At 36.1% G+C, this 16,883-nt stretch carries 17 protein-coding genes and 1 tRNA gene; 5 read left to right on the top strand and 13 right to left on the bottom strand.

The features are described from left to right. Positions 1 to 64 precede the first annotated feature (64 nt). From EXIGUO8A_RS09790 to EXIGUO8A_RS09760, 7 genes are all read right to left on the bottom strand, one after another. Positions 65 to 547: an ExbD/TolR family protein gene (locus EXIGUO8A_RS09790; protein ID WP_058103977.1), complete on the bottom strand. Its 483-nt coding sequence runs from the start codon at positions 545 to 547 to the stop codon at positions 65 to 67. Positions 548 to 570: 23 nt separating this feature from the next. Beyond that, positions 571 to 1,176 carry an ExbD/TolR family protein gene (locus EXIGUO8A_RS09785; RefSeq protein ID WP_116770278.1) on the bottom strand — a complete coding sequence of 202 codons (606 nt, stop codon included), beginning with the start codon at positions 1,174 to 1,176 and terminating at the stop codon, positions 571 to 573. Positions 1,177 to 1,188: 12 nt separating this feature from the next. After that, a complete protein-coding gene (locus EXIGUO8A_RS09780) occupies positions 1,189 to 1,620 on the bottom strand; it encodes a hypothetical protein (RefSeq protein ID WP_116770277.1) in 432 nt (143 codons plus the stop codon). A gap of 25 nt (positions 1,621 to 1,645) precedes the next feature. Further along, positions 1,646 to 2,395: a MotA/TolQ/ExbB proton channel family protein gene (locus EXIGUO8A_RS09775; protein ID WP_058103980.1), complete on the bottom strand. Its 750-nt coding sequence runs from the start codon at positions 2,393 to 2,395 to the stop codon at positions 1,646 to 1,648. Positions 2,396 to 2,472: 77 nt separating this feature from the next. Beyond that, a tRNA-Ser gene (locus tag EXIGUO8A_RS09770) sits at positions 2,473 to 2,560 on the bottom strand. Positions 2,561 to 2,631: 71 nt separating this feature from the next. Further along, complete coding sequence (locus EXIGUO8A_RS09765) at positions 2,632 to 3,657, bottom strand: asparaginase (protein ID WP_159302985.1); 1,026 nt, start codon at positions 3,655 to 3,657, stop codon at positions 2,632 to 2,634. 28 nt (positions 3,658 to 3,685) lie between these two features. Next, positions 3,686 to 4,453 (bottom strand): TatD family hydrolase, encoded by a 768-nt coding sequence (locus EXIGUO8A_RS09760; protein WP_159302984.1) that lies wholly within the window; start codon positions 4,451 to 4,453, stop codon positions 3,686 to 3,688. A gap of 37 nt (positions 4,454 to 4,490) precedes the next feature. On the opposite strand from EXIGUO8A_RS09760, the gene EXIGUO8A_RS09755 reads away from it, so the two are divergent. Next, complete coding sequence (locus EXIGUO8A_RS09755; protein WP_159302983.1) at positions 4,491 to 4,940, top strand: retropepsin-like aspartic protease; 450 nt, start codon at positions 4,491 to 4,493, stop codon at positions 4,938 to 4,940. Between the two features lie 40 nt (positions 4,941 to 4,980). Here the strand turns inward: EXIGUO8A_RS09755 and odhB are convergent, their stop codons facing one another. Both odhB and EXIGUO8A_RS09745 read right to left on the bottom strand, forming a co-directional pair. Further along, positions 4,981 to 6,201 (bottom strand): 2-oxoglutarate dehydrogenase complex dihydrolipoyllysine-residue succinyltransferase, encoded by a 1,221-nt coding sequence (gene odhB, locus EXIGUO8A_RS09750; RefSeq protein WP_159302982.1) that lies wholly within the window; start codon positions 6,199 to 6,201, stop codon positions 4,981 to 4,983. Between the two features lie 25 nt (positions 6,202 to 6,226). Next, positions 6,227 to 9,022 carry a 2-oxoglutarate dehydrogenase E1 component gene (locus tag EXIGUO8A_RS09745; protein WP_159302981.1) on the bottom strand — a complete coding sequence of 932 codons (2,796 nt, stop codon included), beginning with the start codon at positions 9,020 to 9,022 and terminating at the stop codon, positions 6,227 to 6,229. Positions 9,023 to 9,139: 117 nt separating this feature from the next. On the opposite strand from EXIGUO8A_RS09745, the gene EXIGUO8A_RS09740 reads away from it, so the two are divergent. Together EXIGUO8A_RS09740 and EXIGUO8A_RS09735 are read left to right on the top strand one after the other, a co-directional pair. Beyond that, positions 9,140 to 9,655: an alpha-ketoglutarate decarboxylase gene (locus tag EXIGUO8A_RS09740; RefSeq protein WP_159302980.1), complete on the top strand. Its 516-nt coding sequence runs from the start codon at positions 9,140 to 9,142 to the stop codon at positions 9,653 to 9,655. Positions 9,656 to 9,692: 37 nt separating this feature from the next. Next, positions 9,693 to 10,796 (top strand): acyltransferase family protein, encoded by a 1,104-nt coding sequence (locus EXIGUO8A_RS09735; RefSeq protein ID WP_159302979.1) that lies wholly within the window; start codon positions 9,693 to 9,695, stop codon positions 10,794 to 10,796. Between the two features lie 9 nt (positions 10,797 to 10,805). On the opposite strand, the gene EXIGUO8A_RS09730 is transcribed toward EXIGUO8A_RS09735, so the two are convergent. The 4 genes from EXIGUO8A_RS09730 to EXIGUO8A_RS09715 all read right to left on the bottom strand — a co-directional run bounded on the left by EXIGUO8A_RS09730 (position 10,806) and on the right by EXIGUO8A_RS09715 (position 14,763). Beyond that, positions 10,806 to 11,159, bottom strand: a complete 354-nt coding sequence (locus EXIGUO8A_RS09730; protein WP_116770270.1) for a hypothetical protein — start codon at positions 11,157 to 11,159, stop codon at positions 10,806 to 10,808. Positions 11,160 to 11,201: 42 nt separating this feature from the next. Beyond that, entirely contained in the window at positions 11,202 to 12,473 is a 1,272-nt protein-coding gene (locus EXIGUO8A_RS09725) for a metal-dependent hydrolase family protein (RefSeq protein WP_159302978.1), read from the bottom strand. A gap of 76 nt (positions 12,474 to 12,549) precedes the next feature. Continuing rightward, positions 12,550 to 13,566, bottom strand: a complete 1,017-nt coding sequence (gene galE, locus EXIGUO8A_RS09720) for a UDP-glucose 4-epimerase GalE (protein ID WP_116770268.1) — start codon at positions 13,564 to 13,566, stop codon at positions 12,550 to 12,552. Between the two features lie 42 nt (positions 13,567 to 13,608). Then, positions 13,609 to 14,763, bottom strand: a complete 1,155-nt coding sequence (locus tag EXIGUO8A_RS09715) for a DegT/DnrJ/EryC1/StrS family aminotransferase (RefSeq protein WP_159302977.1) — start codon at positions 14,761 to 14,763, stop codon at positions 13,609 to 13,611. Positions 14,764 to 14,853: 90 nt separating this feature from the next. Between EXIGUO8A_RS09715 and EXIGUO8A_RS09710 the strand changes: the two genes are divergently transcribed. Next, on the top strand, positions 14,854 to 16,104 hold the full coding sequence (locus tag EXIGUO8A_RS09710) for a 3-deoxy-D-manno-octulosonic acid transferase (protein ID WP_159302976.1): 1,251 nt from the start codon (positions 14,854 to 14,856) through the stop codon (positions 16,102 to 16,104). A 545-nt stretch (positions 16,105 to 16,649) separates the two neighbouring features. After that, a complete protein-coding gene (locus tag EXIGUO8A_RS18845) occupies positions 16,650 to 16,772 on the top strand; it encodes a hypothetical protein (RefSeq protein WP_257786202.1) in 123 nt (40 codons plus the stop codon). Positions 16,773 to 16,883 lie beyond the last annotated feature (111 nt).

The following is a 16,883-nucleotide window of genomic DNA, read 5'->3' as shown; positions in this document are numbered from 1 at the left end:
ATGAAATAAAAAACGCTTCAAATAAATTTGAAGCGTTTTAGATAAGTAATATTCTACTAACTAACTATTGTAGATTATTGAAAGCGTCACCTTCATAGGTTGTATAATTTACCTTTAAAGCGTTAACCTTTCTTAACTCTTGTTTAATATCGGATATCAATCCCATACTTGCGTTCTTATCGACTTTTAGTGCCGTGGTCAAAACATTTTGAAGTTCTTGAGGCTTTTTAGCCCTTTCCATTAAAATGTAATCACCAACTTCAGATGGACTAGATAATTTATCGTTTAATTGAATCTTCGGCTCACTACCAAATAATTTCTCATATTCCTTAGTTGGCTTACCAACATAAATATAAATTACACGATCTTTCTTTTCAAGCTTCTTTACTTCACTAGCATTAGGAAGTACATTTTCAACTTTTAAAGAACTATCCTTCATCACGGTTACCGTCATAAAGAAAAACAAAAGCATAAATACAATGTCAGGAAGGGAAGCTGTTGATACCGCAGGTACCTCTCCATCTTTTTTCTTTGCAAATTTTGACATAGTGTTACTTTTATTTTAATTAATTAATCACTTGAAGTTTCAGCTTCAGATAATTTCTGTGGAAACAAATCTTGAATTCTCTTTACTTTTTCCTTCAACTCTTCCTTTACGTCGTCGTCGGTTTCAGGGTTAAGATATTCAGCTTCCATGTCAACGAAATTCTTATTGTACAAACGTTGAGCCTCTCTATTTCTAAGATCATTGTAAGCACCTACTAGTTCATTTTGAACTGTAATGTATGTACTATACTTTGTTTCACGATCATTCTTTAAAGAGATAATCGCTTTAGAAGGATTATCTGAAGACTCAGCATTTTTTCTTCCTTGACAATAAGAACATGTTCCATCACCGCCATTATCCAAAAAAGCCTTTGCTTTTTCTCTTAAATCTTTAAGCTCAATTAACTCTTCATCAGCTAACAACTGACCATTTTTGTTAATATTCACCTGAAAGATGTTCTTCTGTTTAATTACTACATCCGTATCGGGCGGTTCAATTGGTGGAAGCATACGATCCAATCCTGCATCCGTTTCAATAGTAGTAGTTACCAAGAAAAAGATAAGTAAAAGGAAAGCTATATCCGCCATGGAACCGGCACTTACTTCTGGTGCTCCTGCTCTTCTAGCCATAGTTTTCTATTTTTATTTACTAAACATATTTTTAACAGCTGGTATGATCAAGGATAATACAGCAATTATAGTAAGGATAAAAAATACATTTAACCCCATACCTATTTGCTTAATCGTACCCTCGTCTTCCATAGCCAAGAATTCCGGATCTACATCCGTTCCACTTGCCAAGACGTAAGAAACCCCAACTACTAATAAAAAGCCTCCTACAGCAAATAACGTCTTCTTTAACCCTTGTGGGTTAGAAAATAAATTCTTTAAAGTAAACACTAAACTTACCACAACTGCAATACCCAATAAAAGATAAGTAATGATAAACATAGTATTCATAGCTCCACTCTGAGCAGCTTCAGCTGCCGGCATATCTGCACTTGGTAACAAATACCAAAGCACTGCACTTAATACACCTATAGCAATTAATGCTATTTTAATAATTTTTTGCATAATTTTTAGGTATTAAAAGTGAAACTTATTTTTTGTGATCTACCAACATATCTATCAATGTAATAGAAGAATCTTCCATATCATTAACAATGCTATCAATTTTAGCGATAATATAGTTGTAGAAAATTTGAAGTATAATAGCCGTAATAAGACCGAATACCGTTGTTAATAATGCAACTTGAATATCACCTGCAATAAGAGATGCACTTAAGTTACCAACAGCAGCAATCTTTTGGAAGGCTTGAATCATACCGATTACCGTACCCATGAAACCAAGCATTGGTGCAATAGCGATAAATAAAGACAACCAAGAAACGTTTTTCTCCAATTGACCCATTTGAACACCACCGTAAGCAACAACCGCTTTCTCAGCAGATTCGATGCTCTCACCAGCTCTATCCAAACCTTGGTAGTAGATAGAAGCAACAGGTCCTTTTGTATTTCTACAAACTTCTTTTGCAGCCTCAACACCACCCGACGCCAAAGCATCTTCAACTTGTTGTTTCAACTTGGCAGAATTTGTACTTGCCATGTTCAAATAAATAATTCTTTCAATCGCAACTGCCAAACCAAGGATCAAACATAAAAGAACGATACCCATGAAACCGGCACCACCTGTAATAAACATTTCTTTTAAAACCTGAGTAAATCCTTTTTCCGCTTCAGGAGCTCCTTCTTGAACTAGCAACGCTACTGCTGCTACTTTTGCACTTACAATATTTGTACCTGCTACAAATGCCCCAGCGACTGCTAGGCTTGGGAATAATTTTTTCATTTTTTCAAACTTAAATTAGTTAGTTAATAGGGTTAAAGATAAAAAAAAAACAATATAAAAAAAGTAAAACTTACTTGCAGAGAGGAAGGGATTCGAACCCTCGATACCCTTTTGGGGTATACACACTTTCCAGGCGTGCGCCTTCGACCACTCGGCCACCTCTCTAAGTTACCTTTTTTAAGGGTGGGCAAATAACAAAAAAAATATTAGTTATCGAAATTAAAGTACTGTTAAATTTAAAGCATCTCTCCGCGTAAAGATGTTTCAAAAACAGTTTTAAATAGCTCAGGAGAGACTCCGCTTCCCAGCAAGTACATTGCCTTTGTAATGGCAGTCTCAGTTGTAATATCCTTACCATTAATAACTTGCATTTTCTTTAATCTAGAACTCGTTTCATAATGGCCCATCATAACCGCACCACCAGAGCACTGCGTAACATTAATTATATGAACACCATTAATTATCGCATTATTCAATTTATCTAAAAACCATTCTTCCATTGGCGCATTTCCTGATCCATAAGTTTCCAAAACCAGCGCTTTTAAATTTTTGGCACCCAAGATAGCGTCAACAATATTTTTATTAATTCCTGGAAAAATTTTTAAAATTGCAACATTATCATCCATATTTCTATGAGATTTTAAGGACAATTTTCTTTTCTGAGGCAATAAATATTCTTTAAAAACGGTCAAATGAACTCCAGATTCAATCAAATGGGGATAGTTTAAAGAGGCAAAAGCCTGAAAATGCTCCGCATTTATTTTTGTAGTTCTATTACCCCTGTATAATTTATATTCAAAATACAACCCTACTTCTTGCACTACCGGCTTTCCTTTTTCACATAAAGCAGCAATTTGAATAGCGGTTATGAGATTCTCTTTGGCATCGGTTCTTAAATCCCCTATTGGCAATTGTGAACCTGTTAAGATTACCGGCTTGGTTAAATTTTCGAGTAAAAAACTTAGAGCCGATGCCGTATAACTCATAGTATCACTACCGTGCAGTACAACAAAACCATCGTAGTCATTATATTTATCGGCTATGATGTCGGAAATAGCGATCCAATGACCAGGATTCATATTCGAAGAATCAATTGGATAATCAAAAGAAAAACTTGATATTGTACAATCTAACTGATTAAGTTCTGGTATGTTCTTTTGTAACTGTGAAAAATCGAACGCCTTTAAGGCTCCAGAAGAATAATCCTTCATCATACCTATGGTTCCTCCTGTATATATCAGTAATATATTTCTTTTATCCATATTTAAATCACTAAACAATCATTATCACTTACACACCAAATACATCTTTAGAGTTATTGGTAGTTATTTCTGCAATTTCTTCATTGGGAACACCATAAATGTCCGCTAATTTCTCGAGTACGTTAATAATGTATGCACTTTCATTCCTTTTCCCCCTATAAGGTGTAGGTGCTAAATAAGGCGCATCGGTTTCCAACACAATATGCTTTAATTCGATTTGATCTAAAAAGGTATCTATTTTACCATTCTTAAAGGTAGCCACACCACCAATACCCAATTTCATATTATAGGAAATGGCTTTTTTAGCCTGCTCTAAAGTTCCCGTAAAACAGTGAAAAATACCACGTAAACCACCACCTTTCTCCTCCTCTAAAACCTCAAAAACTTCATCAAAAGCATCTCGACAGTGTATAACGATCGGCAAATTTTTTCTTTTAGCCAACTGAATCTGTTTTTTAAAGGCAACTTGTTGTTCTTTCAAATATTTCTTTTCCCAATACAAATCAATACCTATCTCCCCAACGGCATAGTAGGAGTGTGTTTCAAGCATTTCCTCTACATGTGCCAATTCTTCTTCAAAATTTTCTTTCACATGCGTGGGATGCAGACCAGACATTAAGTACATATGTCCCGGAAAATCTTTCTCCAATTTCAACATACTTTCAGTATACGTAGAATCTATTGCCGGAATAAAAAACCTTTTCACCCCTAAGTCAATCGCCTTCTCGATCGCTTCTTTTCTGTCATCGTCAAAAGCCTCACTATATAAATGCGTATGCGTATCTGTTATAATCATGCGGCAAAAATAGGCTTATCTTTGAAGAAAATGAATTATGAGTACCCTCAAAAAATTCTTGAAGCATAAAGATTACGTACGTATCCCCTTGTCTTTAACAGCAACCGATCATTTTGAAATCTATGCCGAAATAAATGATGTACAAGGCAGGTTTATATTAGACACTGGCGCATCGAACACCTGCATTGGCATGGATAAAATAGAGCACTTTAAATTAATATCCGAAGAATCTATTGTAAAAGCCGCAGGTGCAGGAGCCACCAATATGGAAACCTTGGTATCCAAAGAAAATACCATCAATCTAAACTCATGGGAATATCACCAATTAGAAATTGTGCTTTTTGACCTAAAGCATGTTAATGAAGCTTTAATCGCACACAACACAGAACCTGTAGACGGTATTATAGGAGCAGATATTCTTAAAAAGTCAAAAGCCATTATCGACTATGGCAAAAAATGTATTTATTTAAAAAAGAAAAAGCGTTGAGTTTCCTCAACGCTTTTTCTTCTTATAAAACCTTAGAAAATTACATTTCCAAAGCTTTCTTTACGTTATTGTCCATCAATATTTCTTCCGGACTTTCCAATGCTTCTTTAATGGCAACCAAAAATCCTACCGACTCTTTACCATCAATAATACGGTGATCATATGACAAAGCCACGTACATAATCGGTGCTATAGCAATAGCTCCGTCACGAGCAATAGGTCTTTCCACAATATTATGCATACCCAAAATAGCACTTTGCGGTGGATTGATAATTGGTGTAGACAACATAGAACCAAATACACCACCATTGGTAATAGTAAATGTTCCCCCTGTCATTTCATCAACAGTAATCTCACCTTCACGTGCTCTAATAGCCAATCTTTTAACTTCAGCTTCAACACCTCTAAATGTTAAGTTTTCGGCATTTCTTATTACCGGCACCATTAAACCTTTAGGTCCTGATACAGCTATACTGATATCACAGAAATCATAAGAAATCATTTCCTTACCGTCTATCATAGAATTAACGGCCGGATACATTTCCAAGGCTCTTACCACTGCCTTTGTAAAAAAGGACATAAAACCTAAACTAACACCATGCTTGCTCTTGAAATCTTCTTTATACTTATTTCTAAGTTCAAAAATGGCACTCATATCCACTTCATTGAACGTAGTCAACATTGCTGTTTCATTTTTTGCAGAAACCAATCTTTCCGCTACTTTTCTACGCAACATTGATAGTTTTGATCTAGACTCACCACGACTGCCACCTGTAGGCGACCCCATAGAAGGCACTGCATTTACAGCATCTTCTTTTGTAATTCTACCATCTCTACCAGAACCGGAAACCGAGCTACTATCAACACCTTTTTCATCTAAAATTTTCTTAGCTGCAGGAGAAGGAACTCCAGAGGCATAGGTCTCTTTTGCCTGAGCAGGCTGTGGAGCTTTTTCTTTTTTAGGCTCTTCTTTTTTCTCTTCTTTTGGAGCACTAGCTGCTTCTGCACCACCATCTGGTTTGGCAGCACTTGTATCTATTAAGCAAACTATGGCACCAACCGCAACTGCATCACCTTCTTCGGCTTTCAGTGTAATTGTTCCACTTGCTTCTGCAGGCAATTCTAAGGTAGCCTTATCTGAATCTACTTCTGCAATTGCCTGATCTTTTTCTACATAATCCCCATCTTCAACTAACCATTCCGCTATTTCTACCTCTGTGATAGACTCTCCCGGCGAAGGGACCTTCATTTCTAGAATCATTCTTTCTATAATTTGATATGTTATATTATTTTTTTGGTTTGGACATATTGTCCTTTGTCTTATCGAAAACGTAATCTATAACTTGCTGATGACGCGCTTTGGAACGTACAGAACTACCAGCTGCTGGAGCTGCATAAAATCTTCTTGAAGCAACTCTAAACTTTTGAGCTTCACTAAAGTGCATTAACATATGACTCCATGCACCCATATTCCTTGGTTCTTCTTGTGCCCAAACAATATCATCGGCATTTTTATACTTAGCAATTGCCGCTTTCATTTTCTTTTCAGGAACCGGGAACAACTGCTCAACCCTAACCAAAGCCACATCGTCTCTGTTGTTCTCTTCTTTGACCGCTAACAGGTCATAATAGAATTTACCTGTACAGAAAACCAAACTTTTTACTTTTTTGACATCTGCAGTGTCATCATCAATAACTTCTTGAAAACTTCCACCGGTTAAATCTGCAATCTTAGACACGGCTTTTGGATGTCTCAATAAACTTTTTGGCGTGAAAATTATCAAAGGCTTTCTAAAATTAGCCTTCATTTGCCTACGCAATATATGGAACATTTGAGCAGGCGTAGTCACATCTGCGATGTACATATTATCTTTTGCGCACAGTTGAAGGTAACGTTCCATTCTCGCAGAAGAATGTTCAGCTCCCTGACCCTCATAACCGTGAGGCAATAACATCACCAAACCGTTCTGAAGTTTCCATTTATCCTCTGCCGCAGAAATATACTGATCGATCATTATCTGGGCTCCATTACTGAAATCACCAAACTGTGCTTCCCAAATAGTCAATGTATTTGGGCTTGCCATAGCATAACCATAATCAAAACCTACAACACCATATTCAGATAAAAGTGAATTGTAAATTTGGAATTTAGCTTGTTTTTCAGATAACTGATTTAACAAAATAATCTCTTCTTCACTTTCCTCTACTTTCATTACGGCATGGCGGTGAGAAAAAGTACCACGCTCAACATCTTGACCAGACATACGAACCGCAAAACCTTCTTCTAACAAAGTACCATATGCCAACAGTTCACCCATTGCCCAATCAAGGTTATCGGCTTCAAAATACATGTTGTAGCGATCCTTAACCAATTTTTCTACTTTGCGCAAAAACTTCTTTCCTTCAGGTAAAGCCGTAATCACTTTAGCTATCTTATCTAGCTTAGTTTTTGCAAATGTGGTTTTTACCGGGTCCATCATTTCCCATTCACGTACATTTTCAAAACCTTTCCATTCATCTGCCATGAACGGAGTTATTATAGTTTTATCCTCTTTACGTGAATCTTCTAATTTCTCTTCTAGAGAATCTTTATATTGTTTTTCTAATTGAGCAACATAAGTATTATCTATTACACCTTCCTGCATCAGCTTTTCAGCATAAATATCTCTTGGATTCTTATGCTTTGCAATTGCCTTGTAAAGTTTCGGTTGGGTAAACCTTGGCTCATCACCTTCATTATGACCATACTTTCTATAGCCTAATAAATCTATAAAAACATCGCCCGCAAATTGCATTCTATATTCTAAGGCAAAAAGAGATGCATGCACTACTGCTTCTGCATCATCTGCATTTACATGAAGTACCGGACTCAATGTTACCTTCGCAACATCGGTACAGTATGTAGAAGATCTTGCATCTAAATAGTTAGTTGTAAAACCTATTTGGTTGTTTACCACTATATGTATGGTACCACCGGTCTTATACCCATCAAGACCCGCCATTTGAACTACCTCATAGACTAAACCTTGACCTGCAATAGCGGCATCACCATGTACTACGATAGGAAGCACTTTAGAAATATCATCTTGATAATCGGCATCTTGCTTAGCTCTTGCAATACCTTCAACAACAGCACCTACCGTCTCTAAGTGAGAAGGGTTTGGCGCAATACTCATTTTTATCTTATTTCCGTTATCGGATTTTCTATCAGAAGTCCAACCCAAGTGATATTTAACGTCGCCATCAAAAATCTCCTGCTCATAATCCTTACCATCAAACTCACTGAAAATATCTTTCGCAGATTTACCAAAGATATTGGTAAGCACATTTAACCTACCACGGTGGGCCATACCCATAACAAATTGCTTAACACCCATTTCTGCTGCGTGTTCAACAATTACATCCAAGGCAGGAATCAAAGATTCGTTACCCTCTAACGAGAATCTTTTTTGACCTACATATTTAGTATGCAAAAAAGTCTCAAACGAGATGGCGTGGTTTAACTTCTTAAGAATATGTTTTTTTCTTTCAGGCTCAAAATTTGGATGATTGTCATTGACATTTATCCAATCTTGGATCCATTTTACACGCTCTGGTTTTCGAATATACATATACTCTACACCAATAGCATCGCAATAGATACTTTGTAAATGCCTAACAATTTCTTTTAAGGAATTTGGACCTATACCAATTATATCACCAGCATTAAAAACAGTATCAAGATCAGACGATGAAAGTCCGAAATTTTCTATATCTAATGTAGGTTCATAATGTCTTCGCTCACGAACCGGGTTTGTTTTAGTAAATAAGTGACCTCTGCTTCTGTAGCCATCAATAAGCCTGATCACCTGAAACTCCTTTTGTAAGGATTCTGGCATTTCACTCTTGTTGCCGTTGACTACTACAGTAGTTCGATTCTCATCAATTTCCAGTTCATCTAACGAACTTTCCATTCCAAAGTCGAATCCTTGAAAAAAGGCTCTCCAACTTGGCTCTACACTATCCGGATTTACTAAATACTTATCGTATAACTCTGAAAAAAAAGAGGTATGAACGGTATTCAAAAAGGAATATTTATCCATGAATTACTTTCTGTATCTTTAGAATAAATTTCTAACAAAAATACAACATTTACAATATCTAACGATAGAATGCCAAGTATTATTGAAAAAAATGAAACTTTAAAACAAAATCATCACATGAGCTTAAAAAAATTAATATTCATAGGGTTAGCTACATTAAATATCACCTTTTCCCTTGCCCAAACTTCTAATTTCGGTAATGATTTTTGGAATAACGTAAGATTTGGTGGAAGTATTGGATTAGGATTCACAAATAATGGATTTAATGGCTCTATATCTCCAAGTGCCATTTACCAATTCAATGAGCAATTTGCTTCTGGAGCTAGTTTAAGTTTCAATTATGCAAAATTTGATGATGATAAGTTTTTAGCATATGGTGGTAGCGTTCTTTCATTATTCAACCCCATACCTGAAATTCAAATATCTGCCGAATTTGAACAACTACGTATTAACCGAACCATAGCTACCTCAACTATAGATATTGAGGATAACTATTGGTTACCTGCATTTTTTGTTGGCGCAGGTTATAGCACTAGAAATGTTACCATTGGTTTGCGTTATGATCTGCTTTATGATGACAACAAAAGTATTTATGGAAATGCCCTAATGCCCTTTGTGAGGGTTTACTTTTAAAAATCACTACCTTACATCTTAGACCAAACCAACCAACATGAATACGTTAAAGAACCGATATCTATCTTTAGATGTCTTTAGGGGGATGGATGTTGCCCTTATGATTATTGTAAATTCCCCAGGAAATGGAGATACCAGTTTTGGAATATTGAAACATGCCGTTTGGAACGGATTTACACTTACCGATTTGGTTTTCCCTACTTTTTTATTTGTCGTAGGTAATGCCATGAGTTTTAGCATGAAAAAATATGACAATGTAAGTAGCGGTACGTTTTTAAAAAAGGTTTTTAAACGTTTTGCCATAATATTCCTATTAGGATTTTTAATGTATTGGTTTCCGTTTTTTGACAACGGTGGTTTAAAACCAATTGGAGAAACTAGAATTTTTGGTGTTCTACAGCGTATAGCACTGTGCTACTTGTTCGCTTCCCTTTTGCTCAGATATTTTAAAACCAAATCAGTTTTAATTTTCAGTGCATTGGCGTTAGTCGCATATCATATTATTCTAATTGTATTTGGAGACCTCAGCCTAACAGGAAACGCGGTTCTAAAATTAGATAAATTTCTTATTGGAGCTGATCACATGTATCATGGCAATGGTGGCGTAGCTTTTGACCCAGAAGGTTTATTAAGTACATTACCCGCAATTGTAAATGTCATAGCCGGATATTTTACCGGTAAATTCATTCAAAAAAACGGTCAAAACTTTGAAACCATAGCCAAACTCATAATGGCTGCCGGCTTATTAATTATTGTGGGTTTTGCGTGGGATTTAATCTTCCCTTTCAATAAGAAACTTTGGTCCAGTTCTTTTGTATTGCTCACTAGCGGAATAGATATATTCATCATAGCCATTTTAATCTATTTGTTAGATATGTCTAAACCCGGAAAATGGACTTACTTTTTTGAAGTTTTTGGCAGGAACACCTTGTTCATCTATCTATTATCTGAACTCTTTATCATAAGCCTGGCAGAAATAACTATGAAAGGCACCACCGCTTATAACTGGATTGCAGATACTATTTTCATTGCTACCGCTGGTGATTACTTTGGCTCACTATTATTTGCCCTATGGATAATGTTCACCTGTTGGTTCATTGGCTATATTATGGATAAAAGAGGGATTTATATAAAAGTGTAAATGCACATGCTATTGATATTTGTTTCTATACCAAACCTTTTTGTATTCTCTTTTTAATATCAACAACGTAACTTGATCGGCCACATCTACGGTGTCGGTAATTTCAATATGTTGAAAATCTTTCTCAGGGATGTCTATAATGTACATTAGATTCAAATACTCAGCAAAATGCTCCATCATTAAATAATACACTTTTTCTCGAACAAGAGCTATAAAACCTGAAGCATCTATGGCTAAAGGCATTTTTAACGGAACGTTTGCGAGGATAAAGTCTTTTTCGGCTTGTTGAATTAATTTCTTAAAAAGCGAATCTTCCAGGGCAATCTGCATCAACTGCTCACTATTATCTACTCTCAACTTCATGCTCAATCAACTTTATAAAAAATGTACGTAATACGGATTACACTATTGCTTGTACACAACCCCTTCTTTCATAACAAAAACCACATCGGTTAGGGTTTCCACATTATTTAAAGGATTATCGTTCACAGCCACAATATCAGCTATATATCCTTCTTTAATCTGCCCTAGCTCATCTTCTCCCAATAACATTGCATTGGTCATAGTAGCTGCACGTAATGTCTCTATAATTGGCATACCAGCTTTGTTCATATAAATGAACTCCTTTGCATTATCCCCATGAGGAGACACACCAGAGTCTGTACCAAAAGCTATATTAACTCCCTTTTTGTAAGCTTTTGCAAAAGTAGCATTTAACTTAGGCCCTATTTCCAATGCTTTCTTTGCTACAACGGGCGGCAAGTAGTTAGGTATCTTAGCCAACCTAGCTGCTTCTTGTCCGGCAGATATCGTAGGTACCATAAATGTATTATGCTCTATCATTAAGTCCATCGTTTCCTCAGACATCAGCGTACCGTGTTCAATAGTCTTTATTCCGCCTAAAATTGCTCTTTGCATACCCTCATCTCCATGGGCATGAGCAGCGGTCAACATACCGTAATCATCTGCTGTTTCGGTAATCGCTTTTATTTCTTCAATCGTAAATTGAGGATTTTGACCACTTTTTGCCACGCTAAGAACACCACCTGTTGCCGTAATCTTAATAACATCGGCACCATCTTTATAACGTTGGCGCACCGCTTTTCTACCATCTGCAGGCGAGTTTACTACTCCGTCTTTCGGACCCGGATCACCCATTAACTCCTGGCTTCTGCCGTTTGTAGGATCTGCATGACCACCGGTAGTTGCAAGAGATTTTCCCGCGGTAAAAATTCTTGGACCAACAATAGTTCCTTTATTAATTGCTTTTTTCAGTGCAATGTTCACACCTGAACCTCCTAAATCTCTCACCGTGGTAAAACCTGCCATTAAAGTTCTTTTAGCATATACGGTAGATTGTAATGCAACATCTGCTTCATTTAATGTAAAAGCCTCTAAATACCTAGACGGACTAGATTCACTTTCAATATGCACATGCATATCTATAAACCCGGGCAAAATGGTTTTCGTTTTTAAATCAACCACCTTATCCGATTCATTCCCAGACACAAATCCATTTTTAATTTCTTTGATTTTATTTTCAGAAACTACAATGGTCTTTTCCGATAGAATTTTACCAGATTCAATATCGACGATTTTACCGCATTGAAGATAGGTGTCCTGAGCATTTGCTACACCAAAAACGAACATCAACAAAACAAAAAGAGAATTTTTCATACGAGGTGGTCTTTAAATTAAATAAGGGGAAATATAGCCATATTTCCCCTTATTTATATCGTTGTTCTTAAAAAAATCAGTCCCTAATTTTCTGCTCCCAGATCCATGCATAATTCATGGCTTCTTCTAAAGTATATTCGGCTTTCCAACCCAACACCTCATTTGCCTTAGTAGTATCTGCATATGCCGTAGTAATATCACCAGGTCTTCTATCAACAATTTTATAGTTCAGTTTTTTTCCTGAAACTTTTTCAAAGCTCTTAATTGCCTCAAGTACAGAACTACCTTTACCCGTACCTACATTAAAAACCTCATAATTAGATTCATTGTTGCCATTCAACAAACGTTCTAAAGCTACTACATGGGCTTTGGCCAAATCTACAACATAGATATAATCTCTTATACATGTACCGTCGGGCGTTGGATAGTCATCACCAAAAACAGACAGTTCTTTTCTCAACCCAATGCCGGTTTGCGTAATAAACGGAACTAAATTTTGCGGCACCCCTTTTGGCAACTCCCCTATTTCACCACTTGGGTGTGCACCCATCGGATTAAAATAACGTAATGCAATAGCATTCAAATAAGGAGTTACTTTACATGTATCAGCAATAATCTCCTCACCCATCTGCTTAGTATTACCATATGGAGATTCGGCAACCTTAACCGGTGCATCTTCGGTAATTGGCATTTTATCTGCTTGTCCATACACAGTGCAAGAAGAACTAAAGATGAAACTAGCTTTGTTCTTTTTACATAATTCTTTTAAAATGTAAACGAGCGTACCAATATTATTTTCATAGTAAAGTAACGGCTTCTCCACACTCTCTCCTACTGCTTTACTCGCAGCAAAATGGATAACACCTTCGACGTCTTGGTGTCTTGCAAAAAAATCTTCGACCTTTTGCCTCTCCTTTAAATCCAGCTTTTCAAAAAGTGGTTTTTTACCAGTGATTGCCTCAATGCCCTCTAGAACACTCTCATCTGAGTTAGAGCAGTCGTCAATAATCACCACTTCAAAACCTTTATTCTGAAGCTCAACTACGGTGTGGGAACCAATAAATCCAAGTCCGCCTGTTACTAATACTTTCATTTATATGCTATTTGAACATTGCCAAAATAAAAAAACTATATACTACCCATTAACAAACCCGATGACTAACTGCGTTATATGGTTAATCTGTTCATCATCCAACTCGGTATGCATGGGCAATGAAATCACTTCTTTCACCAATTGATTGGTTACTGGAAAATCTGCCTCATTGTACCTATCATCCTCATATGCTTTTTGCTTATGTAACGGAATGGGATAGTACACACCAAAAGGAACTTCGTTTTTAGCTAAAAATTGTGCTAGTTCATCTCTTTTACCATTGGTGATTTTTAAGGTATACTGATGAAAAACATGGCAATCACAAACATCACAGATACCTTCACAATTATTAACGGTTACAGGAGTAATAATATGTTCTTGACCTTCAAAAGCCTTAGAATATGCACGCGCCGCATTTCTTCTTGCCTCGCAATAACCATCTAATCTGGGCAGTTTAGCACGAAGTACGGCAGCTTGAATGGAATCTAATCTCGAATTAACCCCTACCACGTCATGATGGTATCTTTCATACATACCATGGTTTACAATACCTCTTAAGGTATGCGCCAATTCATCATCATTTGTGAATATTGCACCGCCATCACCATAACATCCTAAGTTTTTAGAGGGAAAAAATGAAGTCGCACCTACGTGACCCATACTTCCTGCCATTTGTTTTGTACCATCTGCTGAATAATATCTAGCTCCAATCGCCTGGGCATTATCTTCTATGACGAACAAATCATGTTTTTTGGCCAGTTCTAAAATAGCGTCCATATTCGCACATTGTCCAAAAAGATGCACTGGCACTATAGCCTTAGTTTTCGGCGTAATGGCTTTCTCAATCGCTTCTATATTAATGTTGAACGTATCTGGATAAACATCGACCAAGACCGGAGTCAACTGCAGCAAGGCAATAACCTCTACCGTTGCGGCAAAAGTAAAATCAGCCGTAATTACTTCATCACCAGGTTTTAAACCTAAACCCATCATGGCAATCTGTAAAGCATCTGTACCGTTCGCACAAGGTATAACATGTTTTACCTGTAGGTACTCTTCCAATTCTTTCTGAAAAGCATGAACTTCCGGCCCGTTAATAAAGGCGGAAGTTTCTAATATTTGAGATATTGAAGAGTTTACTTGATCTTTAATTTCTTGGTATTGACCACCTAGGTCAACCATTTGTATCTTTTTCATCTGTTGTAATTACATGAAGTAGCACAAAAATACGAAACCGGCGACACTAATTTTATGGAAAGAAACGTAATTTAGCCCAAAAGCATCAGTTTGTACATTCTTTATAACCTTATTGCCATTAGCACCTCTGCCATTTTAAAGGTATTGGCCTTAGCGAATTCAAAGCTTTCTTTATTTGTAAAAGGTAGAAGGGAAAGCCTTCCTAAAATAAAACAATCTATTGCAAAAGAAGATAAAGTTATTTGGATACATGCGGCTTCATTAGGTGAATATGAACAAGGGTTACCGGTACTGGAAAAACTAAAATTGTTATACCCGCATTATAAAACACTACTCACCTTTTTTTCTCCATCTGGGTATGAAGTGAAAAAAAACAGCAAAGTGGCCGATGTCATTTGCTATTTACCTTTAGACACTAAAAGTAACGTATCTGCTTTTTTGGACATTGCTCACCCAGATATCGCAATTTTCATAAAGTATGAAATATGGCCTAACTACCTAGTTGCTTTAAACAAACGAAATACACCAACATTTTTAATTTCAGCAATATTTAAGAAGAATCAGATTTTCTTTAAATCTTATGGCGGATTTATGCGTAAAACGCTCAACAACTTTACACACATTTTTGTTCAGAACAAGAAATCGCATTCGTTATTAAATTCAATTGGTTTCAATAAAGTTACGATTGCTGGCGATACCCGTTTTGACCGCGTAAGCGAAATTGTAGATCAACATAATGAGTTGAACTTCATGGAGAATTTCAAGCAAAATCAATTTTGTTTTATTGCAGGCAGTACTTGGCCAGAAGATGAACGCTTAATTATTGATTACATCAATCAATGCAATTACCCCATTAAGTTTGTTCTTGCTCCACACGCAATGAAGAGCAATCATATACAAGAAATCATACAATCAATAGAAAAGCCTGTTGTAAGCTATACTGATTTGAACGAGAATATAAACTTAGCGGATTATGAAGTCATCATCATAGATACCATCGGTTTATTGACCAAAATATATAGCTATGCCGAAATTGCGTACGTAGGTGGTGGCTTCGCAACAGGATTACACAACACCTTGGAGCCTGCAGTATTTGGCATACCTGTAATTATAGGTCCGAAATTTGAAGGTTTTGCCGAGGCAGAAGAATTGGTACAATTAGGTGGAGTCATTTCAATAAACTGTTCTGAAGAACTTCAACACAACATAGACACTTTTTTCTCTCAACAACAAAAAAGACAACAAACCGGTCAAATCAATACAAATTTTATCAAAGAAAAAGCCGGAGCTACACAACAAATCTTAAATGCATTAAATTCAGTTTTATCTTCAAAAAATTGATTCATTCACAGTAACACTACCTTTAAAATATTAAATGTTTAATGCAAAAATTAAGACATTTATAGTCCACATCATGTACTTTGCTCAGACAATTTGATACGTTAATCGAATTTATAGCTCTATTTTACAGCACATTACACACGTAATACCTATATTGAATACAGAACAATAGAACTATGATTATGGAACAAGGACTTTCTTCAGGAGTTAAAATGCTCAATGGATTTCTTAAATTAATGATTACATGCTTAATCTTAATACTTTTGGCAGTACCGCTCGCTGGCATAGCCGATTGGCTTGGACTGCTTAAGTAATCTTTAATAACATTTACATTTAAGCTTTAAATAGATTACATCATGAAATTACTTGCATATTCAACAAATCGATAAAGTGCAAGTTTCATGGATATAATGCACTTATTAAGAAACACTTACCACATTTAAGTACGGTTTCACCATACATTTGTAGGTATTTACAACAATTAATAGGTAATAGTTGCTTATTTCAACTAACTTTAGTAGTGTAACTTTAAAGTAGGTAATGTTATGAACAATTTATCATTTAAAACAGGGGTAGAAACTTATCTATCCGTACTAATTATTGCAATGAACGCTTTTCTAGCTGTTGTTGCGGTAGGTGCAATATTAACCCTTTTAGGGATTGTCTAATCTTTTAAATTAAAGCTTATTGCAAAAAATTACGTTTTAAAAAGCCCCTTTTATAGGGGCTTTTTTGTATTCAAATATCAAATGGACTCAAAAATTTTAAAAATTGATAGC

The sequence above is a fragment of the Maribacter litoralis genome (genome assembly GCF_902506355.1).
Lineage (GTDB): Bacteria > Bacteroidota > Bacteroidia > Flavobacteriales > Flavobacteriaceae > Maribacter > Maribacter litoralis.
The sequence above is the reverse complement of the archived record's forward strand: the minus strand, read 5'-3'. Positions and strand labels throughout refer to the sequence as shown.